Raw genomic sequence first — 17,043 nt, forward strand, 5'->3', positions numbered from 1 at the left:
GCAGGCCTCATCGCGAGCAGGCTCACTCCTACAGGGGGAACGCATTCCAAATGTAGGAGTGAGCCTGCTCGCGATGCTTTTGCTGTTGATTGTTAGGGTGATAACAATCTGTTCGATAAACGAACACTCAGTCGATTATCGGATTGTTTGGCGATTTTTCGCGGCTTAATCTGCAGTGACTCCGGCGCTGAACCTCGCGCCTTTTTTTCACTGGCGATTCACTACAAAAACGGGAGCCTGCTCCATGGCTGAGATCCTTTCGCTGCACGACGCAGTGAAGCAATTCGTCAACGACGGTGACACCGTCGCGCTCGAAGGCTTCACTCACCTGATCCCTACGGCGGCAGGTCATGAAATCATTCGTCAGGGCAAGAAAAATCTGACCCTGGTGCGGATGACGCCTGACCTGATCTACGACCAACTGATCGGTGCCGGTTGTGCACGCAAGCTGATCTTTTCCTGGGGCGGCAATCCGGGTGTGGGTTCGCTGCACCGTCTGCGCGATGCGGTCGAGAAGCAATGGCCGCATGCGCTGGAAATCGAAGAGCACAGCCACGCCGACCTGGCCAATGCCTACGTCGCCGGCGCTTCCGGCCTGCCGTTCGCAGTATTGCGGGCCTATGCCGGTTCCGACCTGCCGAAGGTCAATCCGCTGATCAAGTCCGTGACTTGCCCGTTCACCGGTGAAGTGCTGGCGGCAGTGCCGTCGGTGCGTCCGGACGTGACCGTGATCCACGCGCAGAAAGCCGACCGCCAGGGCAACGTGCTGCTGTGGGGCATTCTCGGGGTGCAGAAAGAAGCGGCGCTGGCGGCCAAGCGCTGCATCGTCACCGTCGAGGAAATCGTCGATAACCTCAACGCGCCGATGAACGCCTGCGTGCTGCCGACCTGGGCCTTGAGCGCGGTCTGCCATGTACCCGGCGGCGCGCATCCGTCCTACGCCCACGGTTACACCGAACGCGACAATCGTTTCTATCAGGCGTGGGACCCGATCGCCCGCGACCGTGAGACGTTTACCGCGTGGCTCAACGAATACATCCATGGCTGCGCTGACTTCAGCGAGTTCCAGGCCAAGTTGGCCGCTGCTTCGGAGGCCAAGTAATGACGTACTCCACCAATGAAATGATGACCGTCGCGGCGGCCCGTCGCCTGAAGAACGGCTCGGTGTGCTTCGTCGGCATCGGCCTGCCGTCGAAAGCCGCCAACCTCGCGCGCCTGACCTCGTCGCCCGACGTGGTGCTGATCTACGAATCGGGGCCGATTGGCGCCAAGCCCAGCGTGCTGCCGCTGTCCATCGGTGATGGCGAACTGGCGGAAACCGCCGACACCGTCGTACCAACCGGTGAGATTTTTCGCTATTGGCTGCAGGGCGGACGCATCGACGTCGGTTTTCTCGGCGCCGCGCAGGTCGACCGTTTCGGCAACATCAATACCACCGTAGTCGGTGATTACTTTTCCCCGAAAGTGCGTTTGCCGGGTGCCGGCGGTGCGCCGGAGATCGCCGGTTCAGCGAAAAGTGTGCTGATCATCCTCAAGCAGTCGGCGCGCTCGTTTGTCGACAAGCTCGACTTCATCACGTCGGTCGGTCACGGCGAGGGCGGCGATTCGCGCAAGCGTCTGGGGCTGCCGGGCGCCGGCCCGGTGGGGATCATCACTGACCTGTGCATCATGGAGCCGGAAGCGGGCAGCCATGAATTCGTGGTCACCGCGCTGCACCCCGGCGTGACCCGCGAGCAAGTGATTGCCGCCACCGGTTGGGCCATTCGTTTTGCCGACAATGTAGCCACCACCGCCGAGCCGACCGAGGTCGAACTGACCGCGCTGCGCGACCTCGAAGCACGCACCGCCGCCGCCCACGGCCAGGCACCGGGAGAAGCATGATGCGTGACGTGTATATCTGCGATGCGATTCGTACCCCCATCGGCCGTTTCGGCGGCGGACTGTCTGCCGTGCGCGCCGACGATCTGGCCGCGGTGCCGATCAAGGCGCTGATGGAGCGCAATCCTTCGGTGGACTGGAGCGCGATCGATGAAGTGTTCCTCGGCTGCGCCAACCAGGCCGGCGAAGACAACCGCAACGTGGCGCGCATGGCGCTGCTGCTGGCCGGCCTGCCGGACAGCGTGCCGGGCGTGACCCTCAACCGTCTCTGCGCTTCGGGCATGGACGCTATCGGCACCGCGTTCCGGGCGATTGCCAGCGGCGAGATGGAGCTGGCGATTGCCGGTGGCGTCGAGTCGATGTCCCGCGCGCCGTTCGTGATGGGCAAGGCTGACGCGGCGTTTTCACGCAACATGAAACTCGAAGACACCACCATCGGCTGGCGCTTCATCAATCCGTTGATGAAGGCCCAGTACGGCGTCGACGCGATGCCACAGACTGCCGACAACGTCGCCGACGACTATAAAGTGTCGCGCGCCGATCAGGATGCGTTTGCCCTGCGCAGCCAGCAACGCACTGCCGCTGCACAAGCTGCGGGCTACTTCGCCGAGGAAATCGTCGAAGTGCGGATTGCCCACAAGAAGGGCGAAACCGTGGTCAGCCAGGACGAACATCCACGCGCCGACACCACGATTGAAGCGCTGAGCAAATTGAAACCAGTCAACGGCCCGGACAAAACCGTCACCGCCGGTAATGCCTCCGGCGTCAACGACGGTGCTGCCGCGCTGATTCTCGCTTCGGCCGAAGCGGTGAAAAAACATGGCCTGACGGCCCGCGCCAAAGTGCTCGGTATGGCCAGCGCCGGTGTCGCGCCACGCGTCATGGGCATCGGCCCGGTGCCGGCGGTGCGCAAACTGATCGAGCGTCTCGGCGTGGCGGTCAGCGATTTCGACGTGATCGAACTCAATGAAGCGTTTGCCAGCCAGGGGTTGGCGGTGCTGCGTGAGCTGGGGCTGGCGGACGACGCGGCGCAGGTCAACCCGAACGGCGGCGCGATTGCCTTGGGGCACCCGTTGGGCATGAGCGGTGCGCGGCTGGTACTGACCGCGTTGCATCAGCTTGAAAAGATTCAAGGCAAGAAAGGTCTGGCGACGATGTGCGTCGGTGTCGGCCAAGGTCTGGCCCTGGCGATCGAACGCGTCTGACGCAGCGCGTCGACTGATAAGAACTGAGGAAAGCGAAATGACTGACAAGCCTGGCTACCGTCGTCCGCAGGAAGGCACCCAGCCTGAGTACCTGCACCCGACGTATCAATCCACCAACCTGCGCTCGCCGTCCAAGCCGTTGGTGTTTCTGCCGCATTCGTTATCGGAGATCACCGGCCCGACCATTGGTGCCGAACGCGTCGCCGAGAAGGACAACGATCTGACTGCCCAGCACGACGGCGAACCGTTGGGCGAGCGCATTATCATTCACGGCCGCGTGCTCGACGAAAACGGGCTGCCGGTGCCGGGGATTCTGGTGGAGATCTGGCAGGCCAACGCCGCCGGTCGCTACAACCACCAGCGTGATCTGCACGACGCACCGCTGGACCCGAACTTCACCGGCACCGGCCGCACCGTGACCGACGCCGATGGCTGGTACCAGTTCCAGACCATCAAGCCAGGCGCTTACCCGTGGGGCAATCACCACAACGCGTGGCGTCCGGCGCACATTCACTTTTCGCTGTTCGGGCCGAGCATCCTCACCCGTCTGGTGACGCAGATGTATTTCCCCGGCGACCCGCTGCTCGCCTACGACCCGATCTACAACTGCGTGCCGGACACCTCGGCCAAGGAACGTTTGATCGCCGCTTTCGATCTGGAAAAAACCATTCCGTCCTACGCCCTCGGCTATCGCTGGGACATCGTCTTGCGCGGCCGCGATGCCACGCCGATGGAGAAATAAGATGACGCTGACTGCCACCACGTCCCACACCGTCGGGCCGTACTACCACATCGGCCTGACCTGGCTTAACCGCGAAAACCTCGCGGTCGAACAAACCCTCGGCGAGCGCGTGGCGATCACCGGCCAAGTCGTTGACGGCAACGGCGATGTGGTCAACGACGCGATGCTCGAAGTCTGGCAGGCCAACGCCGCCGGCAAGTACGCGCATCCGGAAGACGCGCAGGACAAACCGCTGGACCCGCATTTCGAAGGTTTCGGCCGGGTGCCGGTGGACGCCGAAGGGCGTTTCCGTTTCACCACGATCAAACCGGGCACGGTCGAAGGCCTGAAGGGCTCGACCCAGGCCCCGCACCTGGTGGTCCTGGTGTTTGCCCGTGGTTTGGTCAAGCACTTGCTGACGCGCATCTACTTTGAAGGCGACCCGGCCAACGTGAATGATCCGCTGCTCGAATGTGTACCGGCCGAGCGTCGTGCGACCTTGCTGGCGAAGCCGGATGCGGCGGGGGTTTATCAGTGGAATGTGATTTTGCAGGGCGCTGACGCCGAGACGGTGTTCTTCGACTACTGAAGATCACCACACATCCCCTGTGGGAGCGAGCTTGCTCGCGAAGGCGTCATGTCAGGCAACATCGATGGTGACTGACACACTGCTTTCGCGAGCAAGCCCGCTCCCACAGGGGAATGGCAGTGTTGATGATTCATCGTGGAACGGGACTGTTGCGAAGTGTGTCTAGACTCTCACCTGTCCCCTCAGAGTAAAAAACAATGACAACTACCACCGCTCATTACACCGGCGAAGAGCGCAGCAAGCGCATCTTCGCGATTGTCGGTGCCTCGTCCGGCAACCTGGTCGAATGGTTCGACTTCTATGTCTACGCCTTTTGCGCAATCTATTTCGCCCCGGCGTTTTTCCCCTCCGATAACCCCACGGTGCAACTGGTCAACACGGCCGGGGTGTTCGCTGCCGGGTTCCTGATGCGCCCGATTGGTGGCTGGATTTTCGGTCGGCTGGCGGACAAGAAGGGCCGCAAGACCTCGATGATGATTTCGGTGCTGATGATGTGCTTCGGCTCGCTGCTCATCGCCTGCCTGCCGACCTATTCCAGCATTGGCGTCTGGGCGCCGCTGCTGTTGCTGTTCGCGCGTCTGCTGCAAGGTCTGTCGGTGGGGGGCGAATACGGCACCACCGCGACTTACATGAGTGAGGTCGCGCTCAAGGGGCAGCGCGGGTTCTTCGCCTCGTTCCAGTACGTGACCCTGATCGGCGGCCAACTGCTGGCGGTGCTGCTGGTGGTGATCCTGCAGCAGTTCCTCAGCGAAGACGAACTGCGTGCCTACGGCTGGCGGATTCCGTTTGTGGTAGGTGCGGTGGCGGCGGTGATCTCGCTGTTCCTGCGTCGTTCGCTCAAAGAAACCACCAGCAAGGAAATGCGCGAGAACAAGGACGCCGGCAGCATCCGTGCGCTGTTCCGTGATCATAAAGCCGCGTTCATCACCGTGCTTGGTTACACCGCCGGTGGCTCGCTGATTTTCTACACCTTCACCACGTACATGCAGAAGTACCTGGTGAACACCGCCGGCATGCATGCCAAGACCGCCAGCTACATCATGACCGGCGCACTGTTCCTGTATATGTGCATGCAGCCGCTGTTCGGCATGCTCGCCGACAAGATCGGTCAACGTAATTCGATGCTCTGGTTCGGTGCGCTCGGCACGCTGTTCACCGTGCCGATCCTGTTGAGCCTGAAAAGCGTCAGCAGCCCGATTCTGGCCTTTGTGCTGATTACCGTGGCGCTGGCGATCGTCAGTTTCTACACCTCGATCAGCGGCCTGGTGAAAGCCGAAATGTTCCCGCCGGAAGTCCGCGCGCTCGGCGTGGGTCTGGCCTACGCGGTGGCCAACGCGATCTTCGGCGGTTCGGCCGAATACGTGGCCCTGAGCCTGAAAGCCGGGGGCATGGAAAACGCCTTCTACTGGTACGTTACGGTGATGATGGCAGTGGCGTTCCTGTTCAGCCTGCGCCTGCCGAAACAGGCGGCGTACTTGCACCACGATCTTTAAACCGATGCGCGCGGGCCGTGAAGGCCCGCGCCGGCAAGGACTGTTTATGACTCAGCGACCGGGCAATCAATTGTTCGATGCCTACTTTACTGCCCGCGATATGCGCGAAGTGTTCTGCGATCAGGGCCGGGTGCAGGCGATGCTCGACTTCGAAGCGGCGCTGGCCCGGGCCGAGGCGCGGGTCGGGGTAATTCCTTCCTCTGCCGTTGCCCCAATTGCGGCTGCATGCAACGCCAGTCTGTATGACTTCGCCGCGCTCGGTGACGCCATCGCCACGGCGGGCAATTCGGCGATTCCCCTGGTCAAGGCCTTGGGCAAGCAGATCGCTGCGACCGACGTCGAGGCCGAGCGTTATGTGCATCTGGGCGCGACCAGCCAAGACGTGATGGATTCCGGGCTGGTGCTGCAAATGCGTCAGGCGCTGGAACTGATCGACGCGGATCTGGCGCAACTGGCCAACGCGCTCGCTGCGCAGGCGCAGCAGCATGCGGCGACGCCACTGGCCGGGCGCACCTGGCTGCAACACGCGACACCGGTGACTCTGGGCATGAAAGTCGCCGGTTGGCTTGGCGCGATGACCCGCAGCCGTCAGCGTCTGCGCGAGCTCCAGCCTCGTCTGTTGGTGCTGCAGTTTGGCGGTGCGTCCGGCACGCTCGCGGCGCTCGGCGGTCAGGCGTTGCCCATCGCCCAGGCCTTGGCCGAAGAACTGCAACTGACACTGCCCGAGCAACCGTGGCACACCCAGCGTGATCGCATCGTCGAGTTCGGCGCGGTACTCGGTTTGATCGCCGGCAGCCTCGGCAAACTCGGTCGCGACGTCAGCCTGTTGATGCAGACCGAGGCGGCGGAAGTGTTCGAACCGTCGGCACCGGGCAAGGGCGGTTCGTCGACCATGCCGCACAAGCGCAATCCTGTCGGCGCGGCGGTATTGATCGGCGCGGCGACGCGGGTGCCGGGGCTGGTCTCGACGTTGTTCAGCGCCATGCCTCAGGAGCACGAACGCAGTCTCGGTCTGTGGCATGCCGAATGGGAAACCCTGCCGGAAATCTGTTGCCTGGTGTCCGGTGCGCTGCAACAGGCGCGCCTGCTGGCCGATGGTCTGGAGGTCGATGCCGAGCGCATGGCGCGCAACCTCGAATTGACCCAAGGGCTGGTGCTGGCCGAAGCGGTGAGCATCGTCCTCGCGCAACGGGTCGGGCGCGACACTGCGCACCATTTGCTCGAGCAGTGCTGCAAACGCGCGGTGGCCGAGCAGCGCCATCTGCGCGCGGTACTCGGCGACGAGCCGCAAGTGACTGCCGAACTGAGCAGTGCTGAACTGGATCATCTGCTTGACCCTGCGCGTTACCTCGGCCAGGCCCAAGTCTGGGTCGCGCGCGCAGTGGCCGAACACAATGCTTTGACTGTCTGAAGGAGAGGGCTGTGGCTTTCGTTCAACTCGCCGATGGCGAACTGCACTATCAGATTCAAGGGCCTCAACTTCAAGGCCCGGCCGATGCGCCGGTGCTGGTGCTGTCCAACTCGCTGGGCACCGACCTGCACATGTGGGACGCGCAGATGCCGGCGTTCACCGAGCACTTCCGCGTGCTGCGTTTCGACACCCGTGGTCACGGTCAATCGCTGGTGACGCCAGGGCCTTACAGCATCGAGCAACTGGGCCGCGACGTGCTGGGGCTGCTGGATGCGTTGCACATCGAGCGTGCGCATTTTTGCGGATTGTCGATGGGTGGCTTGATCGGCCAATGGCTGGGGATCCATGCCGGTCATCGTCTGCACAAACTGATTGTGTGCAACACCGCCGCGAAGATCGGTGACCCGTCGGTATGGAACCCGCGCATCGAAACCGTGCTGCGTGATGGTCCGGCAGCGATGGTTGCCCTGCGTGATGCGTCGATTGCGCGCTGGTTCACTCCGGACTTTTCCGCAGCCAATCCGGCTGCAGCGAAGAAGATCACCGACATGCTCGCGGCGACTTCGCCTGAAGGTTATGCGGCCAACTGTGCGGCGGTGCGTGACGCCGATTTCCGTGAGCAGTTGGCCTCGATCAACCTGCCGCTGCTGGTCATCGCCGGCACGGAAGACGCGGTGACGCCGCCGTCCGGTGGGCACTTCATTCAACAGCACGTGCGCGGCGCCGAGTACGCCGAGTTCTATGCCGCGCACCTGTCCAACGTGCAGGCCGGTGCGGATTTCAGTGATCGTGCATTGGCGTTTTTGAACGCTCAGTGAGGGAAAGTTTGTGGACGAGAAACAACGTTACGACGAAGGCATGCAGGTACGCCGTGCGGTGTTGGGTGATGCGCATGTCGATCGCAGCCTGACCACGCTGACCGAGTTCAATTCGGAATTCCAGGAGATGATCACCCGCCACGCCTGGGGCGACATCTGGACCCGCCCGGGCCTGCCACGGCATACCCGCAGCCTGATCACCATCGCCATGCTGATCGGGATGAATCGCGAAGGTGAACTGAAACTGCATTTGCGCGCGGCGGCCAACAATGGTGTGAGCCGCGGCGAGATCAAGGAAGTGATCATGCAGAGCGCGATTTATTGCGGGATTCCGGCGGCCAATGCCACGTTCCATCTGGCGGAATCGGTGTGGGATGAGCTGGGAGTCGAATCCCGGGAGTGAGGGCGCCTGAGCCGACGCCTTCGCGAGCAGGCTCGCTCCCACAGGGAAATGCAGTCCAAATGTGGGAGCGGGCTTGCTCGCGAAAGCGGCAGGCGCCGTGATGCATCAATCAGCACATGCACTCAAACTCTGGCAATCATGAAAATCCGCTTGAACGGAAACAGCGTCTGCCCGTTGTTCTCCTGCGGATAATGCGCGTGCACCCGCATCAGGAAGTGGTAGATAAACCGCGCCTGCTCCTCTGAAGTCAGCGCCTGCATCACCGGCCTCAGCGCCGAGACCTTCACCCAGTCATAGATTGGCGACTTGCCGTCGACCACCTGCAATTGCTCGGTTTCCCAGATATCCAGCGATGTCGTCCGTGGCGCGAGCAAGCGGTAGTAATCCTCCAGCGTCAACAACGGTCGCGCCGCCATGCGCTGGCGCAGTTGCGCTGTGCCCATCGGGGTGTGACCCGGACCTGCGTCTTCGAGGGTGTCGAGCATCAGGCGATACCACAGCGCATCGCGCCAGTCCGGCATGTGCAGCGCCAGACAACCGCCGGGGCGCAGATGCCCGAGCAGGCGCGGTAGCATTTGTTGATGATCGCCAATGAAGTGCAGCACCGCCGCCGCGAGCAGCAGGTCGGCCGGTTGTCCGGGGTGCCAATCGAGCAGGTCGCACTCTGTCCACTGGGCGCTGATCGGCAGGCAGCGTGCTTGATCAAGCATCTGTCGCGAACTGTCGACCCCGTGCAGCTGCGCACGCGGCCAGCGCTCGGCCAGCAATTGAGTGGCAATGCCGGTGCCGCAGCCGAGGTCGTAAATGCGTTTGGGGTCGTCCAGGTCGATACGGTCGAGCAATTCGTTGACCGGGCGTTGCCTGAGACGGGAAAACTGCTGGTACGCCTTGGCGTCCCAGTCGGGCGAGTCGTTGAGAGGAGTGATCATGAGGTGGTCCTCCGATGATCAGCAGTGTCTTCCGGTGACAATCTGGTCAAAGCTTGAGGACCAACAACTATGGATAACGGAAGCGGGGAGGGTGTGGCACCTGAGTCCTTCAGGTTTTTCCTACTCTACGCGAGGCCCCGCGAAGTGCTACAGATCCTGACGGATGGTGCAATTCCATTGTGGGAGCGGGAACAAGCCCGCTCTCACAGGGGGATTGGTGTTTACAACAGGCTGATCGGGTAGCTGATGATCAGGCGGTTTTCGTCGAACTCGTTGTTGTTGAAGTCACGGCGTATGGTCGAGTTGCGCCAGCGCACGTTCAGGTCGCGCAGGGTGCCGCTCTGCACGGTGTAGCCCAGTTCCGATTCGCGCCCCCATTCCTTGCCGTCGGTGATGCTCCCGGTGTGCACGTTGTCGCCGCTGATGTAGCGATTCATCAGGGTCAGGCCGGGGATGCCAAGGGCGGCGAAGTTGTAGTCGTGGCGCACCTGCCATGATCGTTCCTGTGCATTGTCGTAGCTGGCGTTGTAGCTGTCGTTGGCCAGGGTGCCGCCGCTGGTGCCGTTGACGCGCATCCAGGCGCTGTCGCCGGTGAGTTTCTGCAGGCCCACATAGAAGGTGTTGCCGCCGTACCGGGCCGAAAACATCCCCGACCAGGTCTTGTTGTCCAGCTCACCGGCGCGGGCGCTGCCGTCGTCCTTGCCGTAGAAGAAGCCAAGGTTGGCACCCAGGGTCCAGTCGCCGAGTGGCTGGCTGTGGATCAAATTGACGTACTGCTGGCTGTAGATGTCCTTGAGTTCGGCGTTCCACAGGCCGATCTGCGTGCGTTTTTCGTTGAAAACGTACTCACCGCCCTGGAAGTTGAAGCGATCGGAGGTGAACGCCGGTTTTCCAAACATCGACATGTCGCTCATGCTGCTGTCGTCGCGCGGACTGTTGGCGCGCAACTGTCCGCCGTACAGGGTCAGCCCGTTGATTTCTTTGGAGGTGATCTGGCCGCCACGGAAGGTCTGCGGCAGCGAACGCCCGTCATCCGAACGCAGGATCGGCAGCACCGGCATCCATTCGCCGACCTTGATTTCGGTCTGCGACAGCTTGGCCTTGAACGCCACGTTGGTGCGACCGAAGTTGTCCGCCGGACGGCCGTCGTGGTCCAGCGGCAGCAACTGCGTGCCGCCGGTGCCTTTACCGCCATCGAGCTTGACCGAGTACAGGCCCAGCACGTCCATGCCGAAACCGACGGTGCCCTGGGTGAAGCCGGATTTGGCGTCGAGAATGAAGTTCTGCGTCCATTCTTCAGCCTTGCCCTGAGCCTTGGTCGGGTTGGTGAAGTTGCGGTTGATGTAGAAGTTGCGCAGGTTCAGGTTGGCGCTGGCGCCGTCGACAAAACCTGCTTCTTCGGCGACGGCGGGCAGCGCGGCGCCGGTCAGGGCCAGGGCGATCAGGCCGGGAAATGCATAAGGCGCAGGGGAGGTGGTCATGGGCTCGGGACTCTCTTGTTTTTGTAAGGCAAACGGGTTCGCTGCCACCGCTTTCGGGGCGCAGACAGGTGTTGATATTCAGAGGTAAAGCGGCGGCGATCAGCCGGACAAGGCAGGGCGAGGGGGCATGGTGTCGAACCTGTTGTTATTGGTTTTGTGGGTCGAATGGTGCGGGGCGCGGACGGATGGATTCAATTGGCTAAAGCGGGTTATGGGCGATTATCGAACGCAAGATTGAGCCGGGTTTTGTAGTGATTGCCAAGGCCTCTTCGCGAGCCCAGACAACATCACTTTCTGGCGGGCAACAAAAAGCCCGCCAAAATGGCGGGCTCTCTGTGTTCACCGGATGATCAGAACAGCTTCATCTTCGGTGCTTCTTCTTTCAGCGGTTCGTTCTGCGCGGTTTGCGCATTCCAGCCACCGCCCAATGCCTTGTACAGGTTGACCGCACTGGTCAGCTGCGCGAGGCGGTCGGTGATCAGCGCCTGTTGCGCGCTGAACAGCTGACGCTGGGCATCGAGGAACGTCAGGTTGCTGTCGACACCGATACGGTAACGACGCTCGGCCAGACGGTAGTAATCCTGGTTGGCCGCGACGAAGTCACGCTGCGCTTGCAGCTGTTCGGTGTAGGTCTGACGTGCAGCCAGGCCGTCGGCGACTTCCTGGAAGGCGGTTTGAATCGACTTCTCGTAGTTCGCCACGCCAATGTCCTTCTGGATCTTGGCGTAGTCGAGGCTGGCGCGCAGGCTGCCGGCGTTGAAGATCGGCAGGTTGATCTGCGGCTGGAACAGCCACGTGCCCGAACCGCCCTTGAACAGGCCGGACAGGTCCGGGCTCAGGCTGCCCGCGTTGGCGGTCAGGCTGATGCTCGGGAAGAACGCTGCACGGGCGGCGCCGATGTTGGCGTTGGCGGCCTTCAGGTTGTACTCGGCCTGGAGGATGTCCGGACGACGTTGCAGCAGGTCCGAAGGCAGACCGGCCGGTACGTCGCTGAGCAGGTCATCCGACAGCGGTTTGGCTGCTTGCAGGTTGGCCGGGATACCGGTGCCGAGCAGCAGGGTCAGGCTGTTTTCGTCCTGAGCCACCTGACGGGTGTACTTGGCCAGTTGCGCCCGGGCGTTTTCCACCGAGGTGCGCGACTGCGCCAGGTCGAGTGCCGAGGCTACACCGACTTCGTTGCTGCGGCTGGTCAGCTTGTAGCTTTCCTCGAAGGCACCGAGGGTGTCCTGCGTCAGCTTGAGCAGTTCCTTGTCGGCCTGCCAGGTCAGGTAGGCGTTGGCCACGCTGGCCACCAGACTGATCTGGGTGCTGCGGCGCGCTTCTTCGGTGGCGAAGTATTGTTGCAACGCTTGTTCGCTCAGGCTGCGAACCCGACCGAACAGGTCGAGCTCATAGGCGCTGATGCCGACGGTCGCCGAATACTGGCTGGTGATCATCTCCTGGCCGGTACTCGAAGCCCTGGCCGGCAGTCGCTGACGGCTGCCGCTGGCGTTGGCCGAAACAGCCGGGAACAGATCAGCCCGCTGGATGCGGTATTGAGCCGCGTAAGCGTCGATGTTCAGCGCTGCGACCCGCAGGTCGCGGTTGTTTTCAAGCGAGACCTGAATCAGCTGTTGCAGGGCCGGGTCATGGAAAAACTGCTTCCAGCCCTGCTCGGCAGCGGCCTGCGCCGGTGCCTGGGCCGGCGAGTACGCCGGCCCTTGCGGGTACTGACCTGCGACCGGAGCCTCAGGCTGCTGATAATCGGGTATCAGCGAGCAACCGCTCAGCACGAAGGCGGCGACTGCGATGGAGAGTAGCGACTTGCTCATTGGCCAGCCTCTTTAGGAGTTTCAGTTGTTTCATCCGGATCGGCGATTTTACGCTGGCCCATGGACGAAACCGTAACGAAGAACAGTGGGACCCAGAAGATCGCCAGGATCGTGGCCGTGAGCATACCGCCAATCACGCCGGTACCGATTGCGTGCTGGCTGCCTGAACCGGCGCCGGTGGAGATTGCCAACGGTACTACACCGAGGACGAACGCCAGCGAGGTCATGATGATCGGTCGCAGACGCATGCGGCACGCTTCGATCGCGGCATCGCGCAGACTGCGCCCTTGCTCGTGCAGCTCCTTGGCAAATTCGACGATCAGAATGGCGTTTTTAGCCGCCAGACCGATGGTCGTCAACAGACCCACCTGGAAGTACACGTCGTTGGACAGACCGCGCAGGCTGGTGGCCATCAGCGCACCGATGATCCCCAGCGGTACCACGAGCATAACGGCGATCGGAATCGACCAGCTCTCGTACAGCGCCGCCAGACACAGGAACACCATCAGCAGCGACAGGGCGTACAGCGCTGGCGCTTGCGAGCCGGACAGACGTTCCTCGTAGGACAGACCCGTCCAGGAGATACCGACACCGGCCGGAAGCTTCTTGGCAATCGCTTCGACTTCGGCCATCGCTTCACCGGTGGAATAACCCGGCGCCGGAGAACCGAGGATCTCCATCGCTTCTACACCGTTGTAACGCGCCAGTTTCGGCGATCCGTAAATCCACTCACCCTTGGCGAATGCGGAGAACGGCACCATGGTCCCGGCGCTGTTGCGCACATACCACTTCTTCAAGTCTTCAGGGCTCATGCGAGCACCGGCCTGACCTTGCACGTACACCTTCTTCACCCGACCACGGTCGATGAAGTCGTTGACGTAGCTACTACCGAAGGAAATCGACAGGGTGCTGTTGATGTCGGAAATGCTCACGCCGAGGGCGCGGGCTTTTGCATCGTCGATTTCCAGATGGTATTGCGGCTCGTCGTTCAGACCGTTCGGACGCACCTGGTAGAGCACCTTGCTCTGCGCGGCCATGCCGAGGAACTGATTGCGCGCTTCCATCAGTTTTTCGTGACCGATACCGGCGCGGTCTTGCAGGAACACGTCGAAACCGGTGGCGTTACCCAGCTCCAGCACTGCCGGCGGGGCGAAGGCAAACACCATCGCATCGCGGAAGCTGAAGAAGTGTTGCTGCGCACGCTGAGCCAGGGCAAACACGCTGTTGCTCGAATCACGCTCGTGCCACGGCTTGAGCATGATGAACGCCAGACCCGAGCTCTGACCACGACCGGCGAAGTTGAAGCCGTTCACGGTGAACACCGAAGCCACCGCGCCGGACTCTTTCTCCAGCAGGTAGGAGCGCATTTCGTCGATCACCACCTGTGTCCGCTCGGCACTGGAGCCGGCCGGAGTCTGCACCTGGGCGAACAGTACGCCCTGGTCTTCTTCGGGCAGGAACGCGGTCGGAATGCGGGTGAACAGCCAGATCATGCCAACCACGATCAACAGGTAGGCCAGCAGGTACGGCGCCTTGCGTGACAGCATGTTGCCGACACCGCGCTCGTAGCTTCTGACGCCGCTGTCGAAGGTGCGGTTGAACCAGCCGAAGAAACCTTTTTTCGGCGTGCCGTGCTCGCCTTTCGGAATCGCCTTGAGCATGGTGGCGCACAGCGCCGGGGTGAAAATCAGCGCAACCATGACCGACAGGGCCATGGCCGAGACGATGGTGATCGAGAACTGCTTGTAGATCACACCGGTGGAACCGCTGAAGAAAGCCATCGGCAACAGTACCGCCGACAGTACCAAGGCAATACCGACCAGGGCGCCCTGAATCTGGCCCATGGACTTCTTGGTCGCCTCTTTCGGTGACAAGCCTTCCTCGCTCATCACCCGCTCGACGTTTTCCACCACGACGATGGCGTCGTCCACCAGCAAGCCGATGGCCAGCACCATACCGAACATGGTCAGGGTGTTGATGCTGAAACCAAAGGCCGCGAGGATCCCGAACGTACCGAGCAATACCACCGGCACGGTCATCGTGGTGATGACGGTGGCGCGGAAATTCTGCAGGAACAGGAACATCACCAGGAACACCAGCACGATTGCTTCGACCAGGGTTTCAACCACACCTTTGATCGACTCGGTCACCACCGGGGTGGTGTCGTACGGGAATACCACTTCCATGCCTTGCGGGAAGAACGGACTGAGCTCGTCGATGGTTTTACGCAGGGCCTTGGCGGTGTCCAGGGCGTTGGCGCCGTTGGCCAGCTTGACCGCCAGACCGGACGACGGCTTGCCGTTGAACTGCGCCGAGATGGTCGAGTTTTCGCCACCCAGACCGACGTCGGCGACGTCGCCGATGTGCACTTGCGAGCCGTCCTGGTTGACCTTCAGCAGAATCGCCTTGAACTGCTCGGCAGTCTGCAGACGGGTCTTGCCGATGATCGTGGCGTTCAGTTGCTGGCCAGGCAGCGCCGGCAAACCGCCGAGCTGACCGGAGGACACCTGGACGTTCTGCGCCGAAATGGCAGTGCTGACGTCAGCCGGGGTCAGGTTGTACTTGTTCAACTTGGCCGGGTCGAGCCAGATGCGCATCGCGTACTGGGCACCGAAGACCTGGAAGTCACCGACACCGGCGGTCCGCGAGATCGGGTCCTGCATGTTCGACACGATGTAGTTGGACAGGTCGTCCTTGGTCATGCTGCCGTCACGCGACACCACGCCGATCACCAGCAGGAAGTTCTTCACTGCCTTGGTCACGCGGATACCCTGTTGCTGCACTTCCTGCGGCAGCAACGGGGTGGCCAGGTTCAGCTTGTTCTGAACCTGGACCTGCGCGGTGTCGGAGTTGGTGCCTTGCTCGAAGGTCGCAGTGATGGTCATGCTGCCGTCGGAGTTACTTTCCGAGGACACATAACGCAGGTTGTCGATACCGTTGAGCTGCTGCTCGATCACCTGAACCACGGTGTCCTGAACCGTTTGTGCCGAAGCACCCGGGTAGGTCACGGAGATCGCGATGGCCGGAGGCGCAATGCTCGGGTACTGGTTGATTGGCAATTTCAGGATCGATAGAGCCCCGACCAACATGATCACCAGGGCAATTACCCAGGCGAAAATCGGACGGTCGATAAAAAATTTCGACATGAGTTACTCCCCTTTGCCGCCGTAGGCTTTGTCATCTGCCTTGGCGGGTGCCGGGTTCTTGGCTACGTTAGTCGCTTCAGTCGGGTTGACCTGAACACCTGGGCGAACGAATTGCAGGCCTTCGGTGATCAGACGATCGCCGGCTTTCAGGCCGTCTTCGATCAGCCACTGGCTGCCGACAGTGCGGCTGGCCTTGAGCTGACGCAGTTCGACCTTGTTGTCGGCGCCGACGACCAGTGCAGTCGGGCTGCCCTTGAGGTCACGGGTCACGCCTTGTTGCGGCGCCAGAATGGCGGCGGCGTTGACCCCGGCCTGCAACTGGGCGCGCACGAACATGCCTGGCAGCAGGGTGTGATCCGGGTTCGGGAACACGGCGCGCAGGGTCACGGAACCGGTAGTCGGATCAACCGACACTTCGGAGAACTCCAGCTTACCGTCGAGCTTGTACTGGCTGCCGTCTTCCAGGGTCAGCTTGACCGCTGCCGAGTTGTCACCCGCCTTTTGCAGGCGACCGCTTTCCAGCTCACGGCGCAGTTCCAGCAGTTCAACCGAGGACTGGGTGACGTTGACGTAGATCGGGTCCAGTTGCTGGATCGTCGCCATCGCGTCGGCCTGGCCATTGCTGACCAACGCGCCTTCGGTCACCGAAGAGCGGCCGATACGACCGGAGATCGGCGCGTAGACCTTGGTGTAACGCACGTTGATCTGCGCGCTCTGCAAGGAGGCTTCCGATTCCATGCGGTTGGACACGGCGGTGTCGTATTCCTGACGGCTGACGGCCTGCTCATCGACCAGTTGCTTGTAGCGGTCGGAGATCGACTTGGTCGAACGCAGGTTGGCTTCGGCGCTTTTCAGGGTCGCTTCATAGACCGACGGATCGATCTGATACAGCTGCTGGCCGGCCTTGACGTCGCCGCCTTCCTTGAACAGACGCTTGAGAATGATGCCGTTGACCTGTGGTCGAACTTCAGCGATGCGGTACGCGCTGGTGCGGCCCGGCAGTTCGGACGTCAGGGTGAACGCTTGTGGTTGCAGGGTGACGACGCCGACCTGAGGAGGCGGAGCGGCCGGGGCCGCTTCTTCCTTTTTACATCCGCTGAGCAGCGATGCCAGGGCGACGGCAGTGACCAGAGCGGTAACAGCTGGCTTGAATTGCAT

Annotated in this window: 14 protein-coding genes; 9 read left to right on the forward strand and 5 right to left on the reverse strand. The window is 61.9% G+C overall.

Going from position 1 to position 17,043, the window contains the following annotated elements; genetic code table 11:
- Positions 1-244 precede the first annotated feature (244 nt).
- The 9 genes from AC0J41_RS04645 (at position 245) to pcaC (ending at position 8,518) form a co-directional block, all read left to right on the forward strand.
- Positions 245-1,102, forward strand: coding sequence for a CoA transferase subunit A (locus AC0J41_RS04645; RefSeq protein WP_473014689.1), 858 nt, complete (start codon positions 245-247; stop codon positions 1,100-1,102).
- Complete coding sequence (locus AC0J41_RS04650; RefSeq protein ID WP_473014690.1) at positions 1,102-1,881, forward strand: CoA-transferase subunit beta; 780 nt, start codon at positions 1,102-1,104, stop codon at positions 1,879-1,881. The genes AC0J41_RS04645 and AC0J41_RS04650 overlap by 1 nt, the downstream gene beginning before the upstream one ends.
- Positions 1,878-3,083: a 3-oxoadipyl-CoA thiolase gene (pcaF, locus tag AC0J41_RS04655; protein WP_473014691.1), complete on the forward strand. Its 1,206-nt coding sequence runs from the start codon at positions 1,878-1,880 to the stop codon at positions 3,081-3,083. The genes AC0J41_RS04650 and pcaF overlap by 4 nt, the downstream gene beginning before the upstream one ends.
- A gap of 37 nt (positions 3,084-3,120) precedes the next feature.
- Positions 3,121-3,825, forward strand: coding sequence for a protocatechuate 3,4-dioxygenase subunit beta (gene pcaH / locus AC0J41_RS04660; protein ID WP_025110743.1), 705 nt, complete (start codon positions 3,121-3,123; stop codon positions 3,823-3,825).
- A 1-nt stretch (position 3,826) separates the two neighbouring features.
- Positions 3,827-4,393 (forward strand): protocatechuate 3,4-dioxygenase subunit alpha, encoded by a 567-nt coding sequence (gene pcaG / locus AC0J41_RS04665; RefSeq protein ID WP_473014692.1) that lies wholly within the window; start codon positions 3,827-3,829, stop codon positions 4,391-4,393.
- Between the two features lie 197 nt (positions 4,394-4,590).
- Positions 4,591-5,886, forward strand: a complete 1,296-nt coding sequence (locus AC0J41_RS04670) for an MFS family transporter (RefSeq protein ID WP_473014693.1) — start codon at positions 4,591-4,593, stop codon at positions 5,884-5,886.
- Positions 5,887-5,932: 46 nt separating this feature from the next.
- Complete coding sequence (locus AC0J41_RS04675) at positions 5,933-7,297, forward strand: 3-carboxy-cis,cis-muconate cycloisomerase (RefSeq protein WP_473014695.1); 1,365 nt, start codon at positions 5,933-5,935, stop codon at positions 7,295-7,297.
- 11 nt (positions 7,298-7,308) lie between these two features.
- Positions 7,309-8,115 (forward strand): 3-oxoadipate enol-lactonase, encoded by an 807-nt coding sequence (pcaD, locus tag AC0J41_RS04680; RefSeq protein WP_473014696.1) that lies wholly within the window; start codon positions 7,309-7,311, stop codon positions 8,113-8,115.
- A gap of 10 nt (positions 8,116-8,125) precedes the next feature.
- Positions 8,126-8,518, forward strand: coding sequence for a 4-carboxymuconolactone decarboxylase (gene pcaC, locus AC0J41_RS04685; protein WP_007917093.1), 393 nt, complete (start codon positions 8,126-8,128; stop codon positions 8,516-8,518).
- 122 nt (positions 8,519-8,640) lie between these two features.
- Here pcaC and AC0J41_RS04690 read toward each other — a convergent pair whose 3' ends face one another.
- From AC0J41_RS04690 to AC0J41_RS04710, 5 genes are all read right to left on the reverse strand, one after another.
- Positions 8,641-9,447 (reverse strand): methyltransferase domain-containing protein, encoded by an 807-nt coding sequence (locus AC0J41_RS04690; RefSeq protein ID WP_473014697.1) that lies wholly within the window; start codon positions 9,445-9,447, stop codon positions 8,641-8,643.
- Positions 9,448-9,668: 221 nt separating this feature from the next.
- Positions 9,669-10,928, reverse strand: a complete 1,260-nt coding sequence (locus AC0J41_RS04695; protein WP_025110736.1) for an OprD family porin — start codon at positions 10,926-10,928, stop codon at positions 9,669-9,671.
- A gap of 350 nt (positions 10,929-11,278) precedes the next feature.
- Positions 11,279-12,739 (reverse strand): efflux RND transporter outer membrane subunit EmhC, encoded by a 1,461-nt coding sequence (emhC, locus tag AC0J41_RS04700; protein ID WP_473014698.1) that lies wholly within the window; start codon positions 12,737-12,739, stop codon positions 11,279-11,281.
- The gene (gene emhB, locus AC0J41_RS04705) at positions 12,736-15,885 is read right to left on the reverse strand and encodes an efflux RND transporter permease subunit EmhB (protein WP_473014700.1); all 3,150 of its coding nucleotides are present in this window, start codon (positions 15,883-15,885) and stop codon (positions 12,736-12,738) included. Before emhB ends, emhC begins: the two co-directional genes overlap by 4 nt.
- Before the next feature lie 3 nt (positions 15,886-15,888).
- Complete coding sequence (locus AC0J41_RS04710) at positions 15,889-17,043, reverse strand: efflux RND transporter periplasmic adaptor subunit (protein WP_473014701.1); 1,155 nt, start codon at positions 17,041-17,043, stop codon at positions 15,889-15,891.

The sequence above is a fragment of the Pseudomonas sp. Arb-4-2C genome, from assembly GCF_055755015.1.

Bases quoted from the DNA above. Each gene is read 5' to 3' on its own strand.
- AC0J41_RS04675 (WP_473014695.1), top strand. From the start codon at position 5,933: ATGACTCAGCGACCGGGCAATCAATTGTTCGATGCCTACTTTACTGCC.
- AC0J41_RS04690 (WP_473014697.1), bottom strand. From the start codon at position 9,447: ATGATCACTCCTCTCAACGACTCGCCCGACTGGGACGCCAAGGCGTAC.
- pcaH (WP_025110743.1), top strand. From the start codon at position 3,121: ATGACTGACAAGCCTGGCTACCGTCGTCCGCAGGAAGGCACCCAGCCT.
- AC0J41_RS04670 (WP_473014693.1), top strand. From the start codon at position 4,591: ATGACAACTACCACCGCTCATTACACCGGCGAAGAGCGCAGCAAGCGC.
- AC0J41_RS04650 (WP_473014690.1), top strand. From the start codon at position 1,102: ATGACGTACTCCACCAATGAAATGATGACCGTCGCGGCGGCCCGTCGC.
- emhC (WP_473014698.1), bottom strand. From the start codon at position 12,739: ATGAGCAAGTCGCTACTCTCCATCGCAGTCGCCGCCTTCGTGCTGAGC.
- pcaF (WP_473014691.1), top strand. From the start codon at position 1,878: ATGATGCGTGACGTGTATATCTGCGATGCGATTCGTACCCCCATCGGC.
- AC0J41_RS04645 (WP_473014689.1), top strand. From the start codon at position 245: ATGGCTGAGATCCTTTCGCTGCACGACGCAGTGAAGCAATTCGTCAAC.
- emhB (WP_473014700.1), bottom strand. From the start codon at position 15,885: ATGTCGAAATTTTTTATCGACCGTCCGATTTTCGCCTGGGTAATTGCC.
- AC0J41_RS04695 (WP_025110736.1), bottom strand. From the start codon at position 10,928: ATGACCACCTCCCCTGCGCCTTATGCATTTCCCGGCCTGATCGCCCTG.
- AC0J41_RS04710 (WP_473014701.1), bottom strand. From the start codon at position 17,043: ATGCAATTCAAGCCAGCTGTTACCGCTCTGGTCACTGCCGTCGCCCTG.
- pcaG (WP_473014692.1), top strand. From the start codon at position 3,827: ATGACGCTGACTGCCACCACGTCCCACACCGTCGGGCCGTACTACCAC.